The 18,891-nt window shown below is 70.0% G+C and carries 17 protein-coding genes, 1 pseudogene and 1 riboswitch; of the genes and pseudogenes, 5 read left to right on the forward strand and 13 right to left on the reverse strand.

Features of this window, described 5'->3' with window-relative positions:
• The 4 genes and pseudogenes from ACFWP5_RS34260 to ACFWP5_RS34275 form a co-directional block, all read left to right on the forward strand.
• Positions 1 to 812, forward strand: a pseudogene (locus ACFWP5_RS34260) (hypothetical protein); the annotation flags it as partial.
• 63 nt (positions 813 to 875) lie between these two features.
• Positions 876 to 1,283: a VOC family protein gene (locus ACFWP5_RS34265; protein ID WP_384165607.1), complete on the forward strand. Its 408-nt coding sequence runs from the start codon at positions 876 to 878 to the stop codon at positions 1,281 to 1,283.
• A gap of 25 nt (positions 1,284 to 1,308) precedes the next feature.
• The gene (locus tag ACFWP5_RS34270; RefSeq protein ID WP_384165610.1) at positions 1,309 to 2,430 is read left to right on the forward strand and encodes an LOG family protein; all 1,122 of its coding nucleotides are present in this window, start codon (positions 1,309 to 1,311) and stop codon (positions 2,428 to 2,430) included.
• 160 nt (positions 2,431 to 2,590) lie between these two features.
• Complete coding sequence (locus tag ACFWP5_RS34275; RefSeq protein WP_384165613.1) at positions 2,591 to 3,274, forward strand: LAETG motif-containing sortase-dependent surface protein; 684 nt, start codon at positions 2,591 to 2,593, stop codon at positions 3,272 to 3,274.
• Positions 3,275 to 3,344: 70 nt separating this feature from the next.
• Here ACFWP5_RS34275 and ACFWP5_RS34280 read toward each other — a convergent pair whose 3' ends face one another.
• The 9 genes from ACFWP5_RS34280 to rpsB all read right to left on the reverse strand — a co-directional run bounded on the left by ACFWP5_RS34280 (position 3,345) and on the right by rpsB (position 13,398).
• The gene (locus ACFWP5_RS34280) at positions 3,345 to 4,394 is read right to left on the reverse strand and encodes an ABC transporter ATP-binding protein (RefSeq protein ID WP_384165616.1); all 1,050 of its coding nucleotides are present in this window, start codon (positions 4,392 to 4,394) and stop codon (positions 3,345 to 3,347) included.
• Positions 4,395 to 5,996 carry an ABC transporter permease gene (locus ACFWP5_RS34285; RefSeq protein ID WP_384165619.1) on the reverse strand — a complete coding sequence of 534 codons (1,602 nt, stop codon included), beginning with the start codon at positions 5,994 to 5,996 and terminating at the stop codon, positions 4,395 to 4,397.
• A 53-nt stretch (positions 5,997 to 6,049) separates the two neighbouring features.
• Positions 6,050 to 7,123: a thiamine ABC transporter substrate binding subunit gene (locus tag ACFWP5_RS34290; protein WP_384165622.1), complete on the reverse strand. Its 1,074-nt coding sequence runs from the start codon at positions 7,121 to 7,123 to the stop codon at positions 6,050 to 6,052.
• A 90-nt stretch (positions 7,124 to 7,213) separates the two neighbouring features.
• Positions 7,214 to 7,319: riboswitch (TPP riboswitch) on the reverse strand.
• Positions 7,320 to 7,342: 23 nt separating this feature from the next.
• Positions 7,343 to 8,449 carry a 23S rRNA (adenine(2503)-C(2))-methyltransferase RlmN gene (gene rlmN / locus ACFWP5_RS34295; protein ID WP_384165625.1) on the reverse strand — a complete coding sequence of 369 codons (1,107 nt, stop codon included), beginning with the start codon at positions 8,447 to 8,449 and terminating at the stop codon, positions 7,343 to 7,345.
• Positions 8,450 to 8,557: 108 nt separating this feature from the next.
• A complete protein-coding gene (locus ACFWP5_RS34300; RefSeq protein ID WP_384165628.1) occupies positions 8,558 to 9,748 on the reverse strand; it encodes a phosphatidate cytidylyltransferase in 1,191 nt (396 codons plus the stop codon).
• Positions 9,748 to 10,305, reverse strand: coding sequence for a ribosome recycling factor (gene frr, locus ACFWP5_RS34305; RefSeq protein WP_318019085.1), 558 nt, complete (start codon positions 10,303 to 10,305; stop codon positions 9,748 to 9,750). The genes ACFWP5_RS34300 and frr overlap by 1 nt, the downstream gene beginning before the upstream one ends.
• A 130-nt stretch (positions 10,306 to 10,435) precedes the next feature.
• Positions 10,436 to 11,194 carry a UMP kinase gene (pyrH, locus tag ACFWP5_RS34310; protein WP_033282640.1) on the reverse strand — a complete coding sequence of 253 codons (759 nt, stop codon included), beginning with the start codon at positions 11,192 to 11,194 and terminating at the stop codon, positions 10,436 to 10,438.
• A 204-nt stretch (positions 11,195 to 11,398) separates the two neighbouring features.
• Positions 11,399 to 12,235, reverse strand: a complete 837-nt coding sequence (gene tsf, locus ACFWP5_RS34315; protein WP_384165632.1) for a translation elongation factor Ts — start codon at positions 12,233 to 12,235, stop codon at positions 11,399 to 11,401.
• Between the two features lie 173 nt (positions 12,236 to 12,408).
• Positions 12,409 to 13,398: a 30S ribosomal protein S2 gene (gene rpsB, locus ACFWP5_RS34320; protein ID WP_384165635.1), complete on the reverse strand. Its 990-nt coding sequence runs from the start codon at positions 13,396 to 13,398 to the stop codon at positions 12,409 to 12,411.
• Between the two features lie 307 nt (positions 13,399 to 13,705).
• Between rpsB and ACFWP5_RS34325 the strand changes: the two genes are divergently transcribed.
• Complete coding sequence (locus ACFWP5_RS34325) at positions 13,706 to 14,263, forward strand: murein hydrolase activator EnvC family protein (protein WP_384165638.1); 558 nt, start codon at positions 13,706 to 13,708, stop codon at positions 14,261 to 14,263.
• 55 nt (positions 14,264 to 14,318) lie between these two features.
• Here the strand turns inward: ACFWP5_RS34325 and ACFWP5_RS34330 are convergent, their stop codons facing one another.
• The 4 genes from ACFWP5_RS34330 to ACFWP5_RS34345 form a co-directional block, all read right to left on the reverse strand.
• Complete coding sequence (locus ACFWP5_RS34330) at positions 14,319 to 14,876, reverse strand: TetR/AcrR family transcriptional regulator (protein ID WP_384165689.1); 558 nt, start codon at positions 14,874 to 14,876, stop codon at positions 14,319 to 14,321.
• Between the two features lie 118 nt (positions 14,877 to 14,994).
• Complete coding sequence (gene whiG, locus ACFWP5_RS34335; RefSeq protein WP_019058710.1) at positions 14,995 to 15,837, reverse strand: RNA polymerase sigma factor WhiG; 843 nt, start codon at positions 15,835 to 15,837, stop codon at positions 14,995 to 14,997.
• Between the two features lie 271 nt (positions 15,838 to 16,108).
• Entirely contained in the window at positions 16,109 to 17,269 is a 1,161-nt protein-coding gene (gene dprA, locus ACFWP5_RS34340) for a DNA-processing protein DprA (protein ID WP_384165642.1), read from the reverse strand.
• Entirely contained in the window at positions 17,266 to 18,891 is a 1,626-nt protein-coding gene (locus ACFWP5_RS34345; protein ID WP_384165645.1) for a YifB family Mg chelatase-like AAA ATPase, read from the reverse strand. The genes dprA and ACFWP5_RS34345 overlap by 4 nt, the downstream gene beginning before the upstream one ends.

Here is an 18,891-nt window from a genome sequence, read left to right on the forward strand (position 1 = left end):
CGGCAAGGTCGTACGGCCGCTTCGGTGCGTACGACCGCTCGGGCACGCGGGAGACCTTCGGAACGTATGGACGCTTCGGCGCGCGCCTGCGCGGCGATGCCCGTGGCAGCGCGGCGGAGGACGAACCCGCCGAACAGCCCGAGCCCGCCCCCGTCCCCGCTCCTGCCTCCGACCCCGACCCGACCCGTCCCGCAGCCCCCCGTGAGGCCCCCGGAGGCCTCCCCTGGGGTATCGCGGTGCTGGCCGCCGGGCTCGCCGTGGAGGCGTACGCGAGCCGGGCGAAGGACGGCGGCGGGCTGTCGCTGCCCGGCGGGCTCGCGGACGGGCCCGCGAGTGTCCTGGTCGGCTGGGTGCTGACGGCGATCGGGCTGGCGCTGGCCGGGCCCGGGCTCACGTATCTCTGCGGGCGGCTGCTGCAGTCCATCAGTCCCGGCGCGATGCGGCTGCTGGCCGGGCGGGTGCTGATGGAGGAGGCGACGCGGATCGGGCGTCCGCTGGGCGTGGTGTGCGCGGTGGCGTCCGGTGGCTTCGCGATGACCGCGCTCTACGACGCGAACGCCCCGGCCTTCGGCCCGCTGACCACGCTCGGCGGGCTCCTGGTCACCGGCTGCACGGTGGCGACGCTGCTGACCGCCGCCCTGGAGGCCAAGCACGCCCGCGCCGACACCACGGCAGCGCTGCTTCGCCTCGGCGCCCCCGCCACCATGCTCCGCAGCGCCGCCGCCCTCCGCGCGGGCGCGCTGCTCGCCCTGTTCCTCCCGCTGACCCTGCTCGTGGCCGAACTGGCGGCTTTGCCGCTGGCCGGCCGATGAGTTTCGTGTCGGCCGCCGGTCTACCCACCGAATAGCACGCACGCCCGATGGGAGAGACACCGCATGTACCAGCAGATGATCTTCGTGAACCTGGCCGTGAACGACGTCGCCGCGTCGAAGAAGTTCTTCACCGAGCTCGGTTACTCGATCAACCCCCAGTTCAGCACCGACGACAACGCCTGCGTCGTGATCAGCGACACGATCATCGCGATGCTCCTCAACAAGCAGCGCTACAGCGACTTCACGAAGAAGGAGATCGCCGACTCGGCCAAGACCAGCGAGGTGCTGCTGTGCCTGAGCGCCGAGAGCCGCGAGAAGGTCGACGAGCTGGTGAACAAGGCGGTCGCGGCGGGCGGCACCGCCAACGACGACGTCCAGGACCAGGGATTCATGTACGGCCGCTCCTTCGAGGACCTCGACAGCCACTCCTGGGAGATCGTGTGGATGGACCCGGCGGCCGTCCAGGGCTGACCGGTCGGATGCCTAGCATGGGCGCGTGCAGACGAGCCCGGCCCATGCGGCCCACCACGACGAACGCGAGATCGAGACGGTCGAGGACTTCGACGCGACCGTCTCGTCGCGCGGCACTCTCGCCGGATACCGCGTCCAGGCCGTCGATCTGACGGACCGTACGCGGGAGTTGCTCACCACGGACACCTCGGACGCCGTCTTCCTCGGCTGCCCGATGCGCGACGAGGCGGCCGCGAAGATCCGCGCCGACGGCGCCCTCGTCTTCCCGCCCGTCCCGCACCTCCCCTTCGACCCCTACCGCGGCCGTCTCTACACGCCCGCCGAGCTGTTCACCTCGCTCGACAAGGGGTACGAGCAGACTCCGGACGCGCTCGCGTACGCCTGGTTCCAGCGGACCAAGGCCGACGGCGACATATACGCCTCGATGCTGCGCGCCGTCCACGACGACTCCATCTCCGACGCCCTCGACGAACTCCTGCGCGGAGCGCGGGTGGTGGGCGTCATGGGCGGCCACGCGATGGCACGCGGGACGGAGGCCTACGGCGGTGCCGCGCGCCTGGGCCGTGAGCTGAGCCGCGCCGGGTTCACGGTGGCGACCGGTGGCGGACCCGGCGCGATGGAGGCGGCCAACCTGGGCGCGTACGCGGCGCCCTACGAGGACGCCATGCTGGAGGAGGCGTGCGAACTCCTCGCCGGATCACCGTCGTTCAGCCCCTCCATCACCGACTGGGCCCAGCGCGCCCTCGACGTCCGCACCCGCTGGCCGAAGGGCAACCACTCGATCGGCATCCCGACCTGGTTCTACGGCCATGAGCCGCCGAACACCTTCGCCTCGCACATCGCCAAGTACTTCGCCAACGCCACCCGCGAGGACGGCCTGTTGGCCCGCTCGAACGCGGGTGTGGTGTTCCTGCCGGGCGCGGCCGGGACCGTACAGGAGATCTTCGACAACGCGACGCCGAACTACTACGAGTCGCGCGGCGAGCCCACGCCGATGGTGCTCGTGAACCGGGAGCACTGGACGGAGCGGCTGCCGACGTGGCCGCTGCTGCGTGCACTTGCCCGGGAACGGTCGATGGAGGCCCGTATCGCCCTCGTTGACCGGATCGAGGAGGCTCCGGAGGCACTGAAACGTCTCGCAGATTAAAGTGCGGGTAAAGGCAACTGCTGTACGCCGCATATGCATTGACACTGCTTACGCAGCACTTATAGACCAGTGAGACTCCTGGGGGTGATGGTGCCTCACCTCATTGCCGCTCCATCTCCCCCTAAACCCCCCGCAGTTGCACATCCCGTGAAGGGCAAACGTGTCCATATCTCGACGTTCCGTACGCATCCTCGGTGTCGCGTCCGCTTCGGCCGCACTCGCGCTCGGATTCGCGGGCAACGCGCTCGCCTGCAACATCAGCGAGTTCTCCGCCGAAGCCACCTGTGACGGCACCAACGGTGTCATCACCGTCACCGACAAGGACGCCTCCTCCGCCGAGGCCACCGTCACGGTGTTCCTGGAGAACAACGGTTCCGACGCCAAGCAGGTCGGCCAGGCGCAGACGGTCAAGGGCTCGAAAGAAGGCGTCACCATCTCCTTCTCCGAGGACTGGCAGCCGAACGCCACGTACCGCGTCCACGTCAAGGCCGGCAACCAGGTCGACAAGGACATCACGCCGAACCTGACCACTCCGTCCAAGGCCTGCCAGACGGAGGACTCCCCCAGCCCGACCCCGACGGAGGCTTCCCCGACGCCGTCGGAGACCGCCTCGACTCCGGCCGAGTCCGACACCCCGACCCCGTCGGCCTCGGAGAGCAGCACCGCCCCCGCGACGACCACGGACAACGCGCCGTCTCCCGCGGCCGGTGACTCGAACCTCGCCGAGACCGGTGCGAACTCCAACACCGGCATGATCGCCGGCATCGCCGGCGCCCTCGTCGTCGTGGGCGGCGGAGCCGTCTACTTCGGCATGCGCCGCCGCGGTGCGAACAACGGCAGCTGATCCAACGGCCGCTGAACCACCCGCTGTTGTGGCCCGTCCGGTTCGTGGGGACGGGCCACACGCATGTCCGCTAGCCGCCGAGCACGACGATCTCGGCCGCGTCGAACTCCACCCCGACCACGCCCCCGACCTCCGGCGCCTCCCGCAGCGCGCAGGCCGCCTCCAGGCGCGGCGCGTCCTCCGGCTGGAGCTGTACGGCGACATGGGTGCCCTTGAAGGTACGGGTGGCGACCGTGCAGCGCAGACCCTCGTCGGCGGGCAACAGCCGTACCCCTGCGGGGCGCACGAGGAGTGTGCGGGTGCCCTGGGGGGCGTCCTCGGGGACCGGGACCTTGCCCCAGGGGGTGTCGGCGGCCTCTCCGGCGACCGTGGCCTCGACCACGTTGTCGAAGCCGAGGAAGCGGGCCACGAACTCGTCGGCGGGGTGCTGCCAGACCTCAAGTGGCGTCCCGGACTGGGCGATCCGCCCGTCCCGCATCACCACGACCCGGTCGGCCAGCGCGAACGCCTCGCCCTGGTCGTGCGTGACCGCGAGCACGGTCGTGCCCAACGTGCCGAAGAGTTCCCGGAGTTCGACGACCAGCCGCTCCCGCAGTGACCGGTCGAGCTGCCCGAGCGGCTCGTCGAGCATGAGGAGACGCGGCCGAGGTGCGAGGGCCCGGGCCAGCGCCACCCGCTGCTGCTCACCGCCGGACAGCCCCGCCACGGCACGGCGGGCCGCACCCGGCAGGCCTACGAGGTCGAGCAACTCGCCCACCTGCGCGTCCTGTTGTCTCTTCGACGCCCCGTGCATGCGCAGCCCGAAGGCGACGTTGCCGGCGACGTCACGCTGCGGGAACAGCTGGTGGTCCTGGAACATCAGACCCACCCCCCGCTTGTGCGCGGGCACGCCCGACTGGTCCCGGTCGTCGAGCAACACCCGGCCCGAGTCCAGGGGTTGGAGCCCGGCCACCGCCCGCAGCAGCGTCGACTTGCCGCTGCCACTGGGCCCGAGCACACACACGATCTCGTGCTCTACGACTCCGAGGTCGACGGCGTCCAGCACGGGCCGCCCGCCGAACCGCACGGTCGCGCCCTCAAGGCTCAGCAGCGGCCTGTTCGGCGACATGTTCGGCGGCATCTAGAACTCCCCGGTCCGATCGGTACGCAGCCGCTCAAGCACCAGCAGGGCCACCGCGCACACCACCATCAGAATCGTCGAAAGGGCCATCGCCTGGCCGTAGTTGAGATCACCGGGCCGGGACAGCAGCCGGGCCACGGCAACCGGCAGCGTCGGGTTGTCGGGCCGCGCGATGAACACCGTCGCCCCGAACTCGCCCAGCGAGACCGCGAACGCGAACCCGGCGGCGATCAGCAACGCCCGCCGCACCAACGGCAGATCGACCTCGCGCCAGACCCGCCACGGCGACGCCCCGAGCACGGCCGCCGCCTCCCTGAGCCGCCCGTCCACCGCCCGCAGCACGGGCAGCATGGTCCGTACGACGAAGGGAACGCCCACCAGCGCCTGCGCGAGCGGCACCAGGATCCATGAACTCCGCAGATCCAGCGGGGGCTTGTCGAGCGAGATCAGGAACCCGAAGCCGACCGTCACCGCCGACACCCCGAGCGGCAGCATCAGCAGCGCGTCGAAGCCCCGCACCAGCCGCCCGGCGTCGCGCCGGGTGAGGGCCGCGGCGGCGAGTCCGCCGATCACCACGGCGATGGCGGTGGCGGTGGCGGCGTACTCCAGCGAGTTGCCGATCGCGGCGATCGGCGGGACCAGGAAGGTGCCGCCGTCCTCGCTCGTCAGCGCCCGGTAGTAGCCGAAGTCCGGTGTGTCGAGCGACCGTTGGACCAGTACGGCGAGCGGCAGCAGAAGCAGCAGGAGGACGGAGACGAGGACTCCGGCCAGCAGGGTCCACTGGCCGGCCCCGCGCGGGCGCCGTGCGGTCACCGACGGGTCCACGAGCCGTAGGGCGCTCTCCCGCCGTCGTACCGTCCAGGCGTGCACGGCGAGGATCGCGCCCACAGCGACGAACTGGACGATCGTCAGCACGGCCGCCGTGGACAGGTCGAAGACCTCGGAGGTCTGGCGGTAGATCTCCACTTCGAGGGTCGAGAAGGTCGGGCCGCCGAGGATCTGCACCACGCCGAAGGACGTGAAGGTGAAGAGGAAGACCATCAGCGCGGCGGCGGCCACGGCGGGCCCGAGCGCGGGCAGCGTCACCTTCCGCCAGGCCCGCAGCCGGGAGGCGCCGAGCATCCGCGCCGCCTCCTCCTGGCGCGGGTCGAGCTGTGCCCAGAGGCCGCCCACCGTCCGTACGACGACCGCGTAGTTGAAGAAGACGTGCGCGAGCAGGATGGCCCACACGGTGGTGTCCAGCCGTACGCCCCACAGGTCGTCGAGGAGTCCGCCCCGGCCGACGAGGGCGAGGAAGGCCGTACCGACGACGACCGTCGGCAGCACGAAGGGGACCGTCACGACGGCCCGCAGGACGTGTCGGCCCGGGAAGTCGAAGCGCGCGAAGACATACGCGCCGGGGAGCGCGATCAGCAGCGTGAGCGCGGTGGACGCGAGCGCCTGCCAGGTGGTGAACCACAGGACGTGCCGGATGTCGGACTGCGCCAGCACATCCCGGATACGGCCCAACTGCCAGGCGCCGTCGACCTTGAGGCCGCGCGCGACGATCGCGGCGACGGGGTAGGCGAAGAACACCGCGAAGAACGCGACGGGCACGGCCATGAGCCCGAGCCGCGTGGCGTTCCCCTTACGGGCCTTCCGCGTCTTCGGCGGGGCTACTTCAGTACGAGCGAGGTCCACGACTTGACCCACTGGTCCCGGTTGGCGGCGATCTTCGCGGGGGCCATGGTCTCGGGGTCCGAGGCCTGGCGGCCGTACTTCACGAACTCCTGCGGCACCTGGGCGCCTTCGCGCACCGGGTAGACGAACATGTTGAGAGGCATGTCCTCCTGGAACTCCTTGGTGAGCAGGAAGTCGAGGAACGCCTTGCCGCCCTTGGTGTTCTTGGCGTTGCTGAGCAGGCCCGCGTACTCGGTCTGCCGGAAGCAGGTGCCGTACGACACCCCGGTCGGGGCGGTGGTCGGCTTCGGGTCGCCGTAGATGACCTCGGCGGGCGGCGAGGAGGCGTACGAGACGACGAGGGGCCGGTCGCCGCCCGCCTTCTTGCCGCCTGCGGAACCGGAGAACTCCTGGTCGTAGGCCTGCTCCCAGCCGTCGACGACCTTCACGCCGTTGGCCTTGAGCTTCTTCCAGTACGCCTGCCAGCCGTCGTCGCCGAACTGCGCGGCGCTGCCGAGCAGGAAGCCGAGGCCGGGTGAGGAGGTGGCGGCGTTCTCGGTGACGAGGAGGTTCTTGTACGCGGGCTTGGCCAGGTCGGCGAAGGAGGCCGGCGGGGTCAGCTTGTGCTTGGTGAAGTAGGCCTTGTCGTAGTTGACGCAGATGTCGCCGGTGTCGATGGGCGTGACCCGGTGCTTGGTCTGGTCGACGCGGTACTCGGGCTTGACGAGAGCGGAGCCCTTCGCGTCGTAGGACTGGAAGAGGCCGTTGTCGAGCGCGCGGGAGAGCAGGGTGTTGTCGACGCCGAAGAAGACGTCGCCCTGGGGGTTGTCCTTGGTCAGGATCGCCTTGTTGACGGCCTGGCCGGCGTCGCCGTCCTTGAGGACCTTGACGGTGTAGCCGGACTGCTTCTCGAAGTCCTTGAGGACGCTCTTCGAGACGGCCCACGAGTCGTGGCTGACCAGGGTGACGGTCTTGGAGTCGCCGCCGCTGCCGCTGTCGGACGAGCCGCACGCGGACAGCGTGAGCAGGCCGAACCCGACGGCCGCGGCCACGAAGGTCTTGGTGTGCACGGTTGTTTTCCTCCTGGGGTGTCCAGGAAGAGACGCGGCCCTGCCCGGGACGTCGGAGAATTCCGGCGGCTCCCGGGCAGGGCGCAACAGCAAGAGTGGTGACCGAACTTCCTACCCAGAATGACCTGGGCGAGGTTCAGAGGGTCTGCGGACAATCCCGCACTCTCAGCGCTGTGGCGCTCCCCTGTCGGAATATGAAGATGTACCTACGCGAACAGGTTACCGCTCGGTGGCGGCGAGCTGGCCGCACGCTCCGTCGATCTCCTGGCCCCGGGTGTCCCGGACGGTGACCGGCACCCCGTGGGCCGCGATGGCCTCGACGAACGCCTTCTCGTCCTCGGGACGGGAGGCGGTCCACTTCGAGCCCGGCGTCGGGTTCAGCGGGATGAGGTTGACGTGCACGGGCTTGCCCTTGAGGAGGCGGCCGAGCCGGTCGCCGCGCCACGCCTGGTCGTTGATGTCGCGGATCAGCGCGTACTCGATGGACAGCCGGCGCCCCGACTTCGCCGCGTACTCCCAGCCCGCGTCGAGGACCTCGCGCACCTTCCACCGCGTGTTCACGGGGACCAGGGTGTCGCGCAGGTCGTCGTCAGGGGCGTGCAGCGAGATCGCGAGCCGGCACTTGAAGCCCTCGTCGGAGAACCGGTGGATCGCGGGGACCAGTCCGACCGTCGAGACGGTGATCCCGCGCTGCGAGAGGCCCAGGCCGTCCGGCTCCGGGTCGGTGAGGGCCCGGATGGACTGGGCGACCCGCTTGTAGTTGGCGAGGGGTTCGCCCATGCCCATGAAGACGATGTTGGACAGCCGCGCGGGGCCGCCGGGGATCTCGCCGTCGCGCAGGGCACGCATGCCGTCGACGATCTGGTGCACGATCTCGCCGGTGGACAGATTGCGGTCGAGGCCGGCCTGTCCGGTCGCGCAGAACGGGCAGTTCATCCCGCAGCCCGCCTGCGAGCTGATGCACATGGTGACCCGGTCCGGGTATCGCATCAGCACGGACTCGACGAGCGTCCCGTCGAACAGCCGCCACAGCGTCTTGCGGGTGGTCTCCTGGTCGGTCGACTGATGCCGTACGACGGTCATCAGCTCAGGAAGCAGCGCCTCCTGCAGCTTGGCGCGCGAACCGGCGGGGATGTCGGTCCACTCCGCCGGGTCGTGCGCGAGCCGCGCGAAGTAGTGCTGCGAGAGCTGCTTGGCGCGAAACGGCTTCTCCCCGATCGCGGCGACGACTTCCTTGCGCTCGGCGGGCGTGAGATCGGCAAGGTGCCGCGGCGGCTTCTGGGCTGCGCGGGGGGCGACGAATGTGAGTTCTCCGGGCTTAGGCATGGCTGTACCAGTGTCGCAGACATACGAAGAGGGACTCGCCGCCCTGTGGACAACGAGCCCCTCACCCATAAAACCGCAGGTCAGCGGTTCAGTAGGTCGGCTGGTTTTTCAGCCGGAGCCCACGAACAGCACCAGCAACAGCCACACCACCGGCGCCGTGGGCAGCAAGGAGTCGAGCCGGTCCATGATGCCGCCGTGCCCCGGCAGCAGCGTGCCCATGTCCTTGATGCCCAGGTCGCGCTTGATCATGGACTCGCCGAGGTCGCCCAGCGTGGCACTGGCCGCGACCGCGAGGCCGAGGACGAGGCCCTGCCACCAGCTGCCGTCGTCGATCAGGAACTGCATGCACAGCGCGCCCGCCACCATCGCGAAGGACACCGCCCCGAACAGGCCCTCGCGGGTCTTTCCGGGGCTGATGCGCGGGGCGAGCTTGTGCGTGCCGAAGCGCCAGCCGACGGCGTAGGCGCCCGTGTCGCTGACCACGGTCAGCAGCAGGAACGTCATGACCCGCCAGGCACCGTCGTCGGCGGTGAGCATCAGGGCGACGAACGTGGCCAGGAACGGCACGTAGAACGCCGCGAAGACGCCCGCCGTGACGTCCTTGAGGTAGCCCTCAGGCGGTTCCGTCATCCGCCATACGAGGACGGCGAGTGCCGTGAGAGCCATGGCGACCCAGGCGCCTTCGGGGCCCCGGACGTATCCGGCGACGACCATCGCCGCGCCGCCGACCGCGAGGGGCACGAGGGGCGCCTTGATGCCCTTGCGCTCCTGCAGCCGCGAGGTCAGCTCCCACAGACCCACGACGACGGCGACCGCAATCACGCCGATGAACACGGCCTTGACGACGAACAGGGACGCGATGATGACCGCACCGAGTCCGACACCGACCCCTATGGCCGCACCCAGGTCCCGGCCCGCGCTCTTCTTCTGCGGGGCGGGCGCCGGTGGCGGGGCATCGGGCATGGGCTCCGGATTCTGCGGCACCGCCCCGTAGGGCTGCGCCTGCGGCGTGTCAGAGGGCTGCGTCCGCGGGTCGTACGGCTGCGACTGCCGCACGTCGTACGGCGGTTGCTGCGTCTCGTCGCGGAACAAGGGGCCGCTCAGCCGAGCGGCCCCCCGATCGTCATCCTGGTGTCCGCCGTATGCGGGCTCGTCGGGCACGATGGGCATGGGGCGAGTCTGCTGCGCCTCAGGCGCATCGTACGTGGGACCCGCCGGGGCAGCCCCCTGGACAGGCCCCTGGTCGGACGGCCCCCAGTACCCGGCTTGTGGCGGTGCCCCCCAGGAAGAGTCGTTCATCAGACCTCGAGCAGCTCCGCTTCCTTGTGCTTGAGGAGTTCGTCCACCTGGGCGACGTACTTCGCCGTGGTGTCGTCGAGCTCCTTCTCCGCACGACGGACCTCGTCCTCGCCGGACTCCTTGTCCTTGACGAGCTTGTCCAGCGCGTCCTTGGCCTTGCGGCGGACGGCGCGGATGGACACCTTGGAGTCCTCGGCCTTGGCCCGGGCGACCTTGATGTAGTCCTTGCGGCGCTCCTCGGTCAGCTCGGGGAACGTCACACGGATGATGTTGCCGTCGTTGCTGGGGTTGACGCCCAGGTCCGAGTCGCGGATCGCCTGCTCGATGTTCCGCAGCGCGGTCTTGTCGAACGGGGTCACCACGGCCATCCGCGGCTCCGGTACGGAGAACGAGGCCAGCTGGTTGATCGGCGTCAGCGCGCCGTAGTAGTCGGCCACGATCTTGTTGAACATCGCCGGGTGCGCACGGCCGGTGCGGATCGCGGCGAAGTCCTCCTTGGCGACCACGACGGCCTTCTCCATCTTCTCCTCGGCCTCGAGGAGGGTCTCTTCGATCACCACTTGCTCCTGCGTGTCTTGAGTAGGCCCGGCTGCTGTGCTGTGTCGGCGTCGGCGGCCGGCTGCGTCGCGTCTTCTTCCTGCACGGTTCCCGACCGGCAGGACATTGTCCATCCCCCGGTCAGGGTCATCAGCCCTGGCTGCCTTGGTCACCCACAAGCGTGCCGATCTTCTCACCCTTGACGGCGCGGGCGATATTGCCCTCCGCCAGAAGCTCGAAGACCAGGATCGGAAGCTTGTTGTCGCGGCACAGCGTGATGGCGGTCATGTCCGCGACCTTCAGGTCCTGGGTGATGACCTCGCCGTAGCTGAGCGAGTCGAACTTGACGGCCTCGGAGTTCGTCTTCGGGTCGGAGTCGTAGACCCCGTCCACGCCGTTCTTGCCCATCAGCAGCGCCTCGGCGTTGATCTCCAGGGCGCGCTGGGCGGCGGTGGTGTCGGTGGAGAAGTAGGGCATGCCCATACCGGCGCCGAAGATGACCACGCGGCCCTTCTCCAGGTGGCGCACGGCGCGCAGCGGGATGTACGGCTCGGCGACCTGGCCCATGGTGATGGCGGTCTGGACGCGGCTGTCGATGCCCTCCTTCTCCAGGAAGTCCTGGAGCGCGAGGCAGTTCATCACCGTGCCGAGCATGCCCATGTAGTCCGAGCGCGCCCGGTCCATGCCGCGCTGCTGGAGTTCGGCGCCGCGGAAGAAGTTGCCGCCGCCGATGACGACGGCGACCTCCGCGCCGTCCCGGACGACGGCCGCGATCTCACGGGCGATCTTGTGCACCACGTCGGGGTCCACGCCCAGGCCGCCACCTCCGGAGAAGGCCTCTCCGGACAGCTTCAGCATGAACCGGCCGCGTACCTTGCCGTCGTCGCTCTTCTGGGGCTTGGTGGTCATGGCGTTCTCCTCATGGTGCACATACGAAGAAGGCCACTGCCGGTGGGGTGTCGTTCGCATCCCATGCTCGGCAATGGCCTCCTCGTCAGATCTGCTGTCGTCCGCCACGCGCGCGTGTGCGGCGGGATACGCCAGCAATACAGCCGACTGCTGACGACCCTAGCGGGATTCCGCGGGGCGCCGCGCGTCGATCGCGGTACGGACTCAGATGCCGACCTTGATGCGCGTGAAGCGCTTCAGGGTGACACCCGCCTCGTCCAGAACCTTCTGGACGGACTTCTTGGGGTCGAGCGCGTACGGCTGACCAAGCAGCGTCGCGTCCTTGAAGAAGCCGTTGACGCGACCCTCGACGATCTTGGAGATCGCGGCCTCGGGCTTGCCCTCGGCGCGGGTGGTCTCCTCGGCGATACGGCGCTCGGACTCGACGACCTCGGCCGGCACGTCGTCCTTGGCCAGGTACTTCGGCGCGAAGGCGGCGATGTGCTGGGCGACGCCGCGGGCGACCTCGGCGTTCGGCTTGTCCAGCTCGACGAGGACACCGATCTGCGGGGGCAGGTCGGGCATCGTGCGGTGCATGTACGCGGAGACGTAACCGTCGGCGTACTGGGCGAAGCGGTCCAGGACGATCTTCTCGCCCAGGTTCGCGTTGGCCTCGTCCACGAACGCCTGGACCGTCTTGCCGGACTCGATCTCGGAGGCGAGCAGCGCCTTGAGGTCGGCCGGGGCGGTCTTGGCGACGTGCTGGGCGATCTGGTTGGCGACGGCCTGGAACTTCTCGCCCTTGGCGACGAAGTCCGTCTCGCACTTCAGCTCGACCAGGACACCGGAGGTGTTGTCGTCGGCGATGACGGAGACCACGGCGCCGTTCTCGGCGGAGCGGCCCTCGCGCTTGGCGACGCCCTTCTGGCCCTTGATGCGGAGCGCCTCGACGGCCTTCTCGACGTTGCCGTCGGCCTCGTCCAGTGCCTTCTTGCAGTCCATCATGCCGGCGCCGGTGAGCTCACGGAGCTTCTTGACGTCGGCGGCGGTGTAGTTCGCCATGATCTGTGAATCTCTTCTCGGAGTTCGAAGTCTCGAAGTCGGCGGCGGCCGCGGACAGCGCGGGCTTCCGCCAAGGATCTACGGGCTACGAAGATCTAGGGGCTGTGGATGAACGGCGGGTGGCGCGGTCCGCACCACCCGCCGTCCTTCTGTCAGCCCTTTGGCCCGGAAGGTCAGGCCTGCTCGGCCTCGGCGACCGGAGCGGCCTCAGCCTCGACGACCGGAGCGGCCTCGGCGGCGGGAGCCTCGACCTCGGCAGCGGGAGCCTCGACCTCGGCAGCGGCCTCCTCGACAGCGGCGGGAGCCTCGGCCTGCTCGGCGTCGGCGACCTTCTCCGTCTCGGCGGAGGTCTGCACCTCGGCCTCGGCGGCGGGAGCCTCGTCGGCCTTCTTCTCACCCTCGAGCAGGTCGCGCTCCCACGCGGCGAGCGGCTCGCCGGCGGCCTTGTCACCCTTGGCCTCGGCGGCGACACCGGAGCGGCTGATGAGGCCCTCGGCGACGGCGTCGGCGATCACGCGGGTGAGCAGGGTGACGGAGCGGATCGCGTCGTCGTTGCCCGGGATCTTGTAGTCGACCTCGTCGGGGTCGCAGTTCGTGTCGAGGATGGCGACGACCGGGATGTTGAGCTTCCGGGCCTCACCGACCGCGATGTGCTCCTTCTTGGTGTCCACGATCCAGACGGCGCTGGGAACCTTGGACATCTCGCGGATACCACCGAGGGTCTTCTCCAGCTTGGTCTTCTCGCGCGAGAGCACGAGAAGCTCCTTCTTGGTGAGACCGGACGCGGCGACGTCCTCGAAGTCGATCTGCTCAAGCTCCTTGAGGCGCTGCAGACGCTTGTAGACGGTGGAGAAGTTGGTGAGCATGCCGCCCAGCCAGCGCTGGTTGACGTAGGGCATGCCGACGCGGGTGGCCTGCTCGGCGATGGCCTCCTGCGCCTGCTTCTTCGTACCGACGAACATGACCGTGCCGCCGTGGGCGACGGTCTCCTTGACGAACTCGTAGGCGCGGTCGATGTACGACAGCGACTGGAGCAGGTCGATGATGTAGATGCCGTTGCGCTCGGTGAAGATGAAGCGCTTCATCTTCGGGTTCCAGCGACGGGTCTGGTGACCGAAGTGGACGCCGCTTTCCAGCAGCTCCCGCATCGTGACGACGGCCATGGCCGTTCTCCTTGGTTTTCTCGGTTGTGCCGCGAGCACCGGACGGCACTCGCGCCTGACGCCCACGTGCGCGTGCCCAGAGGACCGAGGAGCGCTGACACCGGATTTCGTCCTGCGACGGAGAACCGGATGCCGGGGCGTGCGAAGTCGACCCGGTGACCCGGATCGCCAAAGGAAGTGTACGGGACCCGCGAGGCACCGGGTGACGGCGTTGTCCACAACCACCCGCCGCTCCACAGGTCCCGGCCATGATCGGCCCGGGTACGGCACGGTTTGTGCCATGCGGATGCGACGAGACGACCGACTTATGCGTACAGGGCCGGCTCTGCTGCCGGCCCTCATCCTGACCCTGCTGACCTGCACGGCCCGAGCAAGCGACGCCCCTCCCCCGCCCCCCGCGCCCCCCGCCCCCTCCGTACCGGCGATCGCGAGCACCTGGCCGGTCGGCTCACACCCTCTGGTCCTACGAGGCTGGGAGCCCCCGGCGACGGTCTACGCCCGGGGCCACCGAGGCGTGGACTTGGCAACCCAACCCGGTGCTCCGGCACGAGCGGTGGCGCCGGGCCGGGTGTCCTTCGCGGGCCGGGTGGCGGGGAGGGGAGTGGTGTCGGTGGAGCTGGCGGGGACGGATCTCCGCACGACGTACGAGCCGGTGAGCGCATCGGTGAAGAAGGGAGACGAGGTGGAGCCGGGCCAGGTGGTTGGCACCGTGGAGCTCACGGGCTCTCACTGCACGACGACATGCGTGCACTGGGGCCTACTGAGAGGGGAGATGTACTTGGACCCGCTGGCGTTGCTGCCGCCGTGGCTGCTGAACAGAGGCCCGTCACGCTTGTTGCCGGTCCTCGCAACGCCCGTTTCTTAGGGGCGCGGGGAACTGCGCGACCAGCCCCCACCGGCCCGCGGACGGCAAACAACACTCAGCCCCGCACACCCCGCAAGGCCATACTCACCGCAGCCTCAGTAATCACCGAGGGATCCTCCGCAGCCCCCAGCTCAATCCGCCGCACAGCCGCGTCAACAACCCCCTGAACCAACATCGCCGCCAGCCGAGGCTCCCCATGCCCCATCTCCGCCAACGCGGAGACGATCATCGCCACCAACCCCCCGTGCGCGGCCCGAATCTTCTCCCTAGCCCCCGCGTCCAGCTCACTCGCGGAGATGGCAACGACAGCCCGGTGCCGCCGATCCCCGACCAGGGCAAGCTGCTGCCGTACGTACGCTTCAACCTTGCCCTCGGCGGAGCCGGCCCGCTCCATCGCCGCCGACACATCCGCCGCCCAGACGGGAAAGTCGACCTCGCACAGCTCCTCGACGACAGCGGCCCGGGAGCGGAAGTACTCGTACACGGACGACCGCGCGAGCCCCGTCCGCTCAGCCAGGGCCGGGAAGGTCAGCGCCTCCGTCCCGCCCTCGGACAGCAGGGAACGAGCCGCGTCCAGCAGGGCGGCTCGCTGCATCGACCGGTGCTCGGCCACGGAGGCCGCTCGAATCCTTGGCACGTCAACCACTCTACGGACGGCGCACCCCCGGCGGGAGTGACCCGGGCCATGCAGGCACGATTCTGCGAGGTCGGGGAGGCCGTGCGACTTCTGCTCAACGGCCGAAACTCGCCAGCTTGGCGCGCAGCTGCAACACGGACTTGGTGTGGATCTGGCTGACCCGGCTCTCGGTCACCCCGAGCACGTTGCCGATCTCGGCGAGGGTGAGGCCCTCGTAGTAGTACAGGGTGACGACGGTCTTCTCCCGCTCGGGCAACGTGTTGATCGCCCGCGCCAGGAACCGCCGCAGTTCCCGGCCCTCGGCCACCTCCACCGGGTTGTCGGCGGCGGTGTCCTCCAGGGTGTCCATCAGGCTGAGCCGGTCGCCGCCCTCACCGCCGGCGTGCAGCAGCTCCTCCAGGGCGACCACGTTCGCCAGCGACAACTGGCTGAAGACGGCATGGAGTTCCTCCACCGCGATGCCCATCTCGGCGGCCACCTCGCCCTCGCTCGGCGTGCGCCTGAGCCGCGCCTCCAGCGTGGCGTACGCCCGCTCCACGTTCCGCGCCTTCTGCCGTACCGAGCGCGGAATCCAGTCCAGCGCGCGCAGTTCGTCGATCATCGCGCCCCGGATGCGGGTGATCGCGTACGTCTCGAACTTGATCTCCCGCTCGATGTCGAACTTCTCGATCGCGTCGATCAGTCCGAACACCCCCGACGACACGAAGTCCGCCTGTTCCACATTGGGCGGCAGTCCGACGCTCACCCGTCCCGCGACGTACTTCACGAGCGGCGAGTAGTGCAGGATCAGCTGCTCACGCAACCGCTCGTCGCCCGTCGTCTTGTACGACCGCCACAGCTCGTCGAGCGTCGAGGGAGCGGGCGGCCGGACGCTGCCACCGTCGCGGGCGGCTGGGGGGATCGCCGCCCGGTCGGACCCGGAGGTGTGCTGGGGCATTCGTCGCCTTGTGCCGTTCTGCCGTGAAGTGGGGGTGCCTGGGTGAGCTGTCGGAGTGATGTGGAGATGCCGGTCTGTGCCGGAATCCCCGTGAGCGTAGCGTGACTGGAGTGTCGCGGTGTGCGAAGTGCGGGGCTCGGACCGGGCACGGACGCGTTCGACGGGGTACCGGAACCGGTCACTCCGATCGCTCTGCGTGATCATCGGAATGCGCCAACTGCGGGAATTCCCAAGGGTGTCGGGGTTCCCTCGGACGGCCGAACACACTCGGTCAGCGGCGCCCCCGACCGGGCCGGACCGAGATCATCGCCTGGCGTGTCAACTTCCAGCCGTCGCTGTGTCGTTCGACGTAACCAAGTGCTCGGAGTTCGTACAGTCTCGCGATCGCGTCGTCCTCCGTGGTCTGCGCACCGCGCGCGATCTCCCGCGGCGGCGCCGCCCTGTTGCCGGGCAGCGCGGCGAGGATGCGCCGGGCGGCCGGCTCCAACAGGTCGCGCGGGAGCACCGGTCCGCGTCGGTCCGGGGCCAGTTCGCCCATGTCACCGACCAGTTCGACGATTTCCGCCGCGTCGGTGACCAGCACCGCGTCTCCGCGCAGGAGTTCGTGCACACCGGCGGACAGCGCACTCGTGGCCGGGCCGGGCACCCCTATCGTGTGGCGCCCCAACCGCTGCGCGGCCCGCGCCGTGACGAGCGACCCGCTCCGGTACGCGGCCTCGACCACCACGGTGCCCCTGGTGAGCGCGGCGATCACCCTGTTCCGGAGGATGAACCTGCTCGGCGTCGGATGCTCGCCGGGCGGCAACTCCCCCACCACGAGCCCCTGTTCGGTGATCCTGCGGATCAACTCGGCGTGGCCGCGCGGGTAGGGCTGGTCGACGCCGCAGGCGAGCACGGCGGCGGTGGCACCGCCCGCGCCGAGGGCGCCGCGATGGGCGGCGCCGTCGACTCCGTAGGCGCCACCGGACACGACCACCCAGCCGAGTTCGGCCAGTCCGGCGGCGAGTGTGGCCGCCATGTGCGCGCCGTACTCGGTGCAGGCGCGGGCGCCGACGACGGCGACCGACTTGAGCGCCCACACCCGCAGGTTGGGCAGCCCGCGCACCCACAACCCGATGGGCCGCGCGTCCCCGAGATCGTCGAGCTGGGCGGGCCACTCGACATCACCGGGGCACACGAACCGGACGCCCGTATCCCGCGCGACGGTCAAGTCCCGCCCGGGCTCGACCAGTCCGGCCCGCGCGCACAACCCGGCCCACCGCTTGTCGGTCACCCCGGTGAGCTGCGGTCCTCCGTTCCCGAGCCGCCGGGCCACTTCCACGGCCCCGAACTCCCGGATCCATCGGCCGGCGACCTCGTCGCCGGGTTCGATGACCCGGGCGAGGAAGACGCGGGCGAGGAACTCGTCGCCCGCGTCGCCGTTCGCGGTCATGTCAGTGCCCCGATGGCCATCGGCACGCCTCGCGGTACGCCTGTGCGCAGTTGGAGCGCGAGGGCTACATCGGTCGCGCCGGGTCGGTCGTGGCCGACCAGGTCCGCGACCGTCCAGGCGACGCGCAGTACCCGGTCGAGCCCGCGCGTGGTGAGCGCACCACGCTCCAGACTGCGCTCGGCCTCGTCCATCGCGCCGCGTTCGGCATGCCAGCGGCTGCGCAGTTCACGGCCGGGCACCTCGCTGTTGGTGCGCCAGGGCGTGTCCGCGAGCCGCGCCGCCGCCCGCTCCCTGGCCGCCCGCACCCGGTCCGCGACCGTCGCCGTGGACTCGCCCCGCGAGCCGCGTCCGGTGAGCTGGTCCCGCGTGACGCGGTCCACCTCCACCCGCAGGTCCACCCGGTCGAGCAGCGGCCCGGAGAGCCTGGCCTGGTACCTCCGGATCGACATCGGCGCGCACTCGCACAGGTCGTCGGTCTGCGAGAAACGGCCGCAGGGACAGGGGTTGGCCGCGAGCACCATCAGGAACCGCGCCGGGAACCGGACGACCCCCGCACTGCGCGCGATCACCACGTGCCCGGCCTCCAGGGGCTGCCGTAGCGCGTCGAGGGCCTGACCGCTAAATTCGGGTGTTTCGTCCAAAAACAGAACACCTCTATGCGAAAGCGACACCGCCCCGGGCCGCGCGATCCCTTGTCCGCCCCCGACGAGGGCCTGCATCGTGGCCGAGTGGTGCGGGGCGCAGTAGGGAGCGACGTCGATCAGGGGTTTGCCCGGGGGCAGCAGACCCGCCACCGAGTGCACGGCAGTGACTTCCAACGACTCCTGCCGGCCGAGCCGGGGCAGGACCGCGGGCAACCGCTCCGCGAGCATCGTCTTCCCGGCCCCCGGCGGCCCTTCGAGGAACAGATGATGGCCGCCGGCCGCCGAGACCTCCACCGCCGTCCGCGCCGAGAACTGGCCGACGACATCGGAGAGATCATGCCCCGGGTCGTGCTGCGACGCGCCCACGCTGTGCATCCCCGTGGCAGCGCCCGTGCCGGGCATGCGCAGCCCGGCGAGAAGCGGATCCGGGCGCCCCAGCTCGTCCGGTTCCTCGTCGGGTACGGGTTCGTCGGCGAGTACGGCGATCAGCTGCCGCAGTGTGCGGACGCCCAGGACGGACACCCCGGGCACGAGGGACGCCTCGGCGGCGGCGCATTCCGGCACGACGACCTGCTCGTATCCGGAGTCAGCGGCGGCCAGTACGGCGGGCAGGATGCCCCGGACCGGCCGGACCCGTCCGTCCAGTCCCAGTTCGCCGATCATCACGATGTCGGCGAGCACGCGCGGATCGATCCGCTCGGCCGCACCGAGCACCGCCGCCGCCACGGCGAGGTCGAACCCGCTGCCGCTCTTCGGCACCGACGCCGGGCTGAGCCCGACGGTCAGTTTCTTCTGCGGCCAGGGCGCGCCCGAGTTGACGACCGCGGCCCGCACCCGGTCCTTGCTCTCCGTCAGGCTCTTGTCGGGCAGTCCCACCAGCGTGAACGCGGCGACGCCCGGTTCGAGGTCGGCCTGGACCTCGACCACCACACCCTCGACGCCCACCAGCGCCACCGAACACGTACGAGCGAACCCCAT

This window comes from Streptomyces sp. NPDC058469 (assembly GCF_042721125.1).
In the GTDB taxonomy this organism is placed as follows: Bacteria; Actinomycetota; Actinomycetes; order Streptomycetales; family Streptomycetaceae; genus Streptomyces.

What these genes read in the sequence shown, in the direction of transcription:
- ACFWP5_RS34285 (WP_384165619.1), bottom strand. Translation starts at nt 5,996, where the DNA reads ATGGCCGTGCCCGTCGCGTTCTTCGCGGTGTTCTTCGCCTACCCCGTC.
- tsf (WP_384165632.1), bottom strand. Translation starts at nt 12,235, where the DNA reads ATGGCGAACTACACCGCCGCCGACGTCAAGAAGCTCCGTGAGCTCACC.
- ACFWP5_RS34300 (WP_384165628.1), bottom strand. Translation starts at nt 9,748, where the DNA reads ATGAACGACTCTTCCTGGGGGGCACCGCCACAAGCCGGGTACTGGGGG.
- ACFWP5_RS34265 (WP_384165607.1), top strand. Translation starts at nt 876, where the DNA reads ATGTACCAGCAGATGATCTTCGTGAACCTGGCCGTGAACGACGTCGCC.
- dprA (WP_384165642.1), bottom strand. Translation starts at nt 17,269, where the DNA reads ATGACCGCGAACGGCGACGCGGGCGACGAGTTCCTCGCCCGCGTCTTC.
- ACFWP5_RS34280 (WP_384165616.1), bottom strand. Translation starts at nt 4,394, where the DNA reads ATGCCGCCGAACATGTCGCCGAACAGGCCGCTGCTGAGCCTTGAGGGC.
- whiG (WP_019058710.1), bottom strand. Translation starts at nt 15,837, where the DNA reads ATGCCCCAGCACACCTCCGGGTCCGACCGGGCGGCGATCCCCCCAGCC.
- ACFWP5_RS34345 (WP_384165645.1), bottom strand. Translation starts at nt 18,891, where the DNA reads ATGGGGTTCGCTCGTACGTGTTCGGTGGCGCTGGTGGGCGTCGAGGGT.
- rpsB (WP_384165635.1), bottom strand. Translation starts at nt 13,398, where the DNA reads ATGGCCGTCGTCACGATGCGGGAGCTGCTGGAAAGCGGCGTCCACTTC.
- ACFWP5_RS34325 (WP_384165638.1), top strand. Translation starts at nt 13,706, where the DNA reads ATGCGTACAGGGCCGGCTCTGCTGCCGGCCCTCATCCTGACCCTGCTG.
- pyrH (WP_033282640.1), bottom strand. Translation starts at nt 11,194, where the DNA reads ATGACCACCAAGCCCCAGAAGAGCGACGACGGCAAGGTACGCGGCCGG.
- rlmN (WP_384165625.1), bottom strand. Translation starts at nt 8,449, where the DNA reads ATGCCTAAGCCCGGAGAACTCACATTCGTCGCCCCCCGCGCAGCCCAG.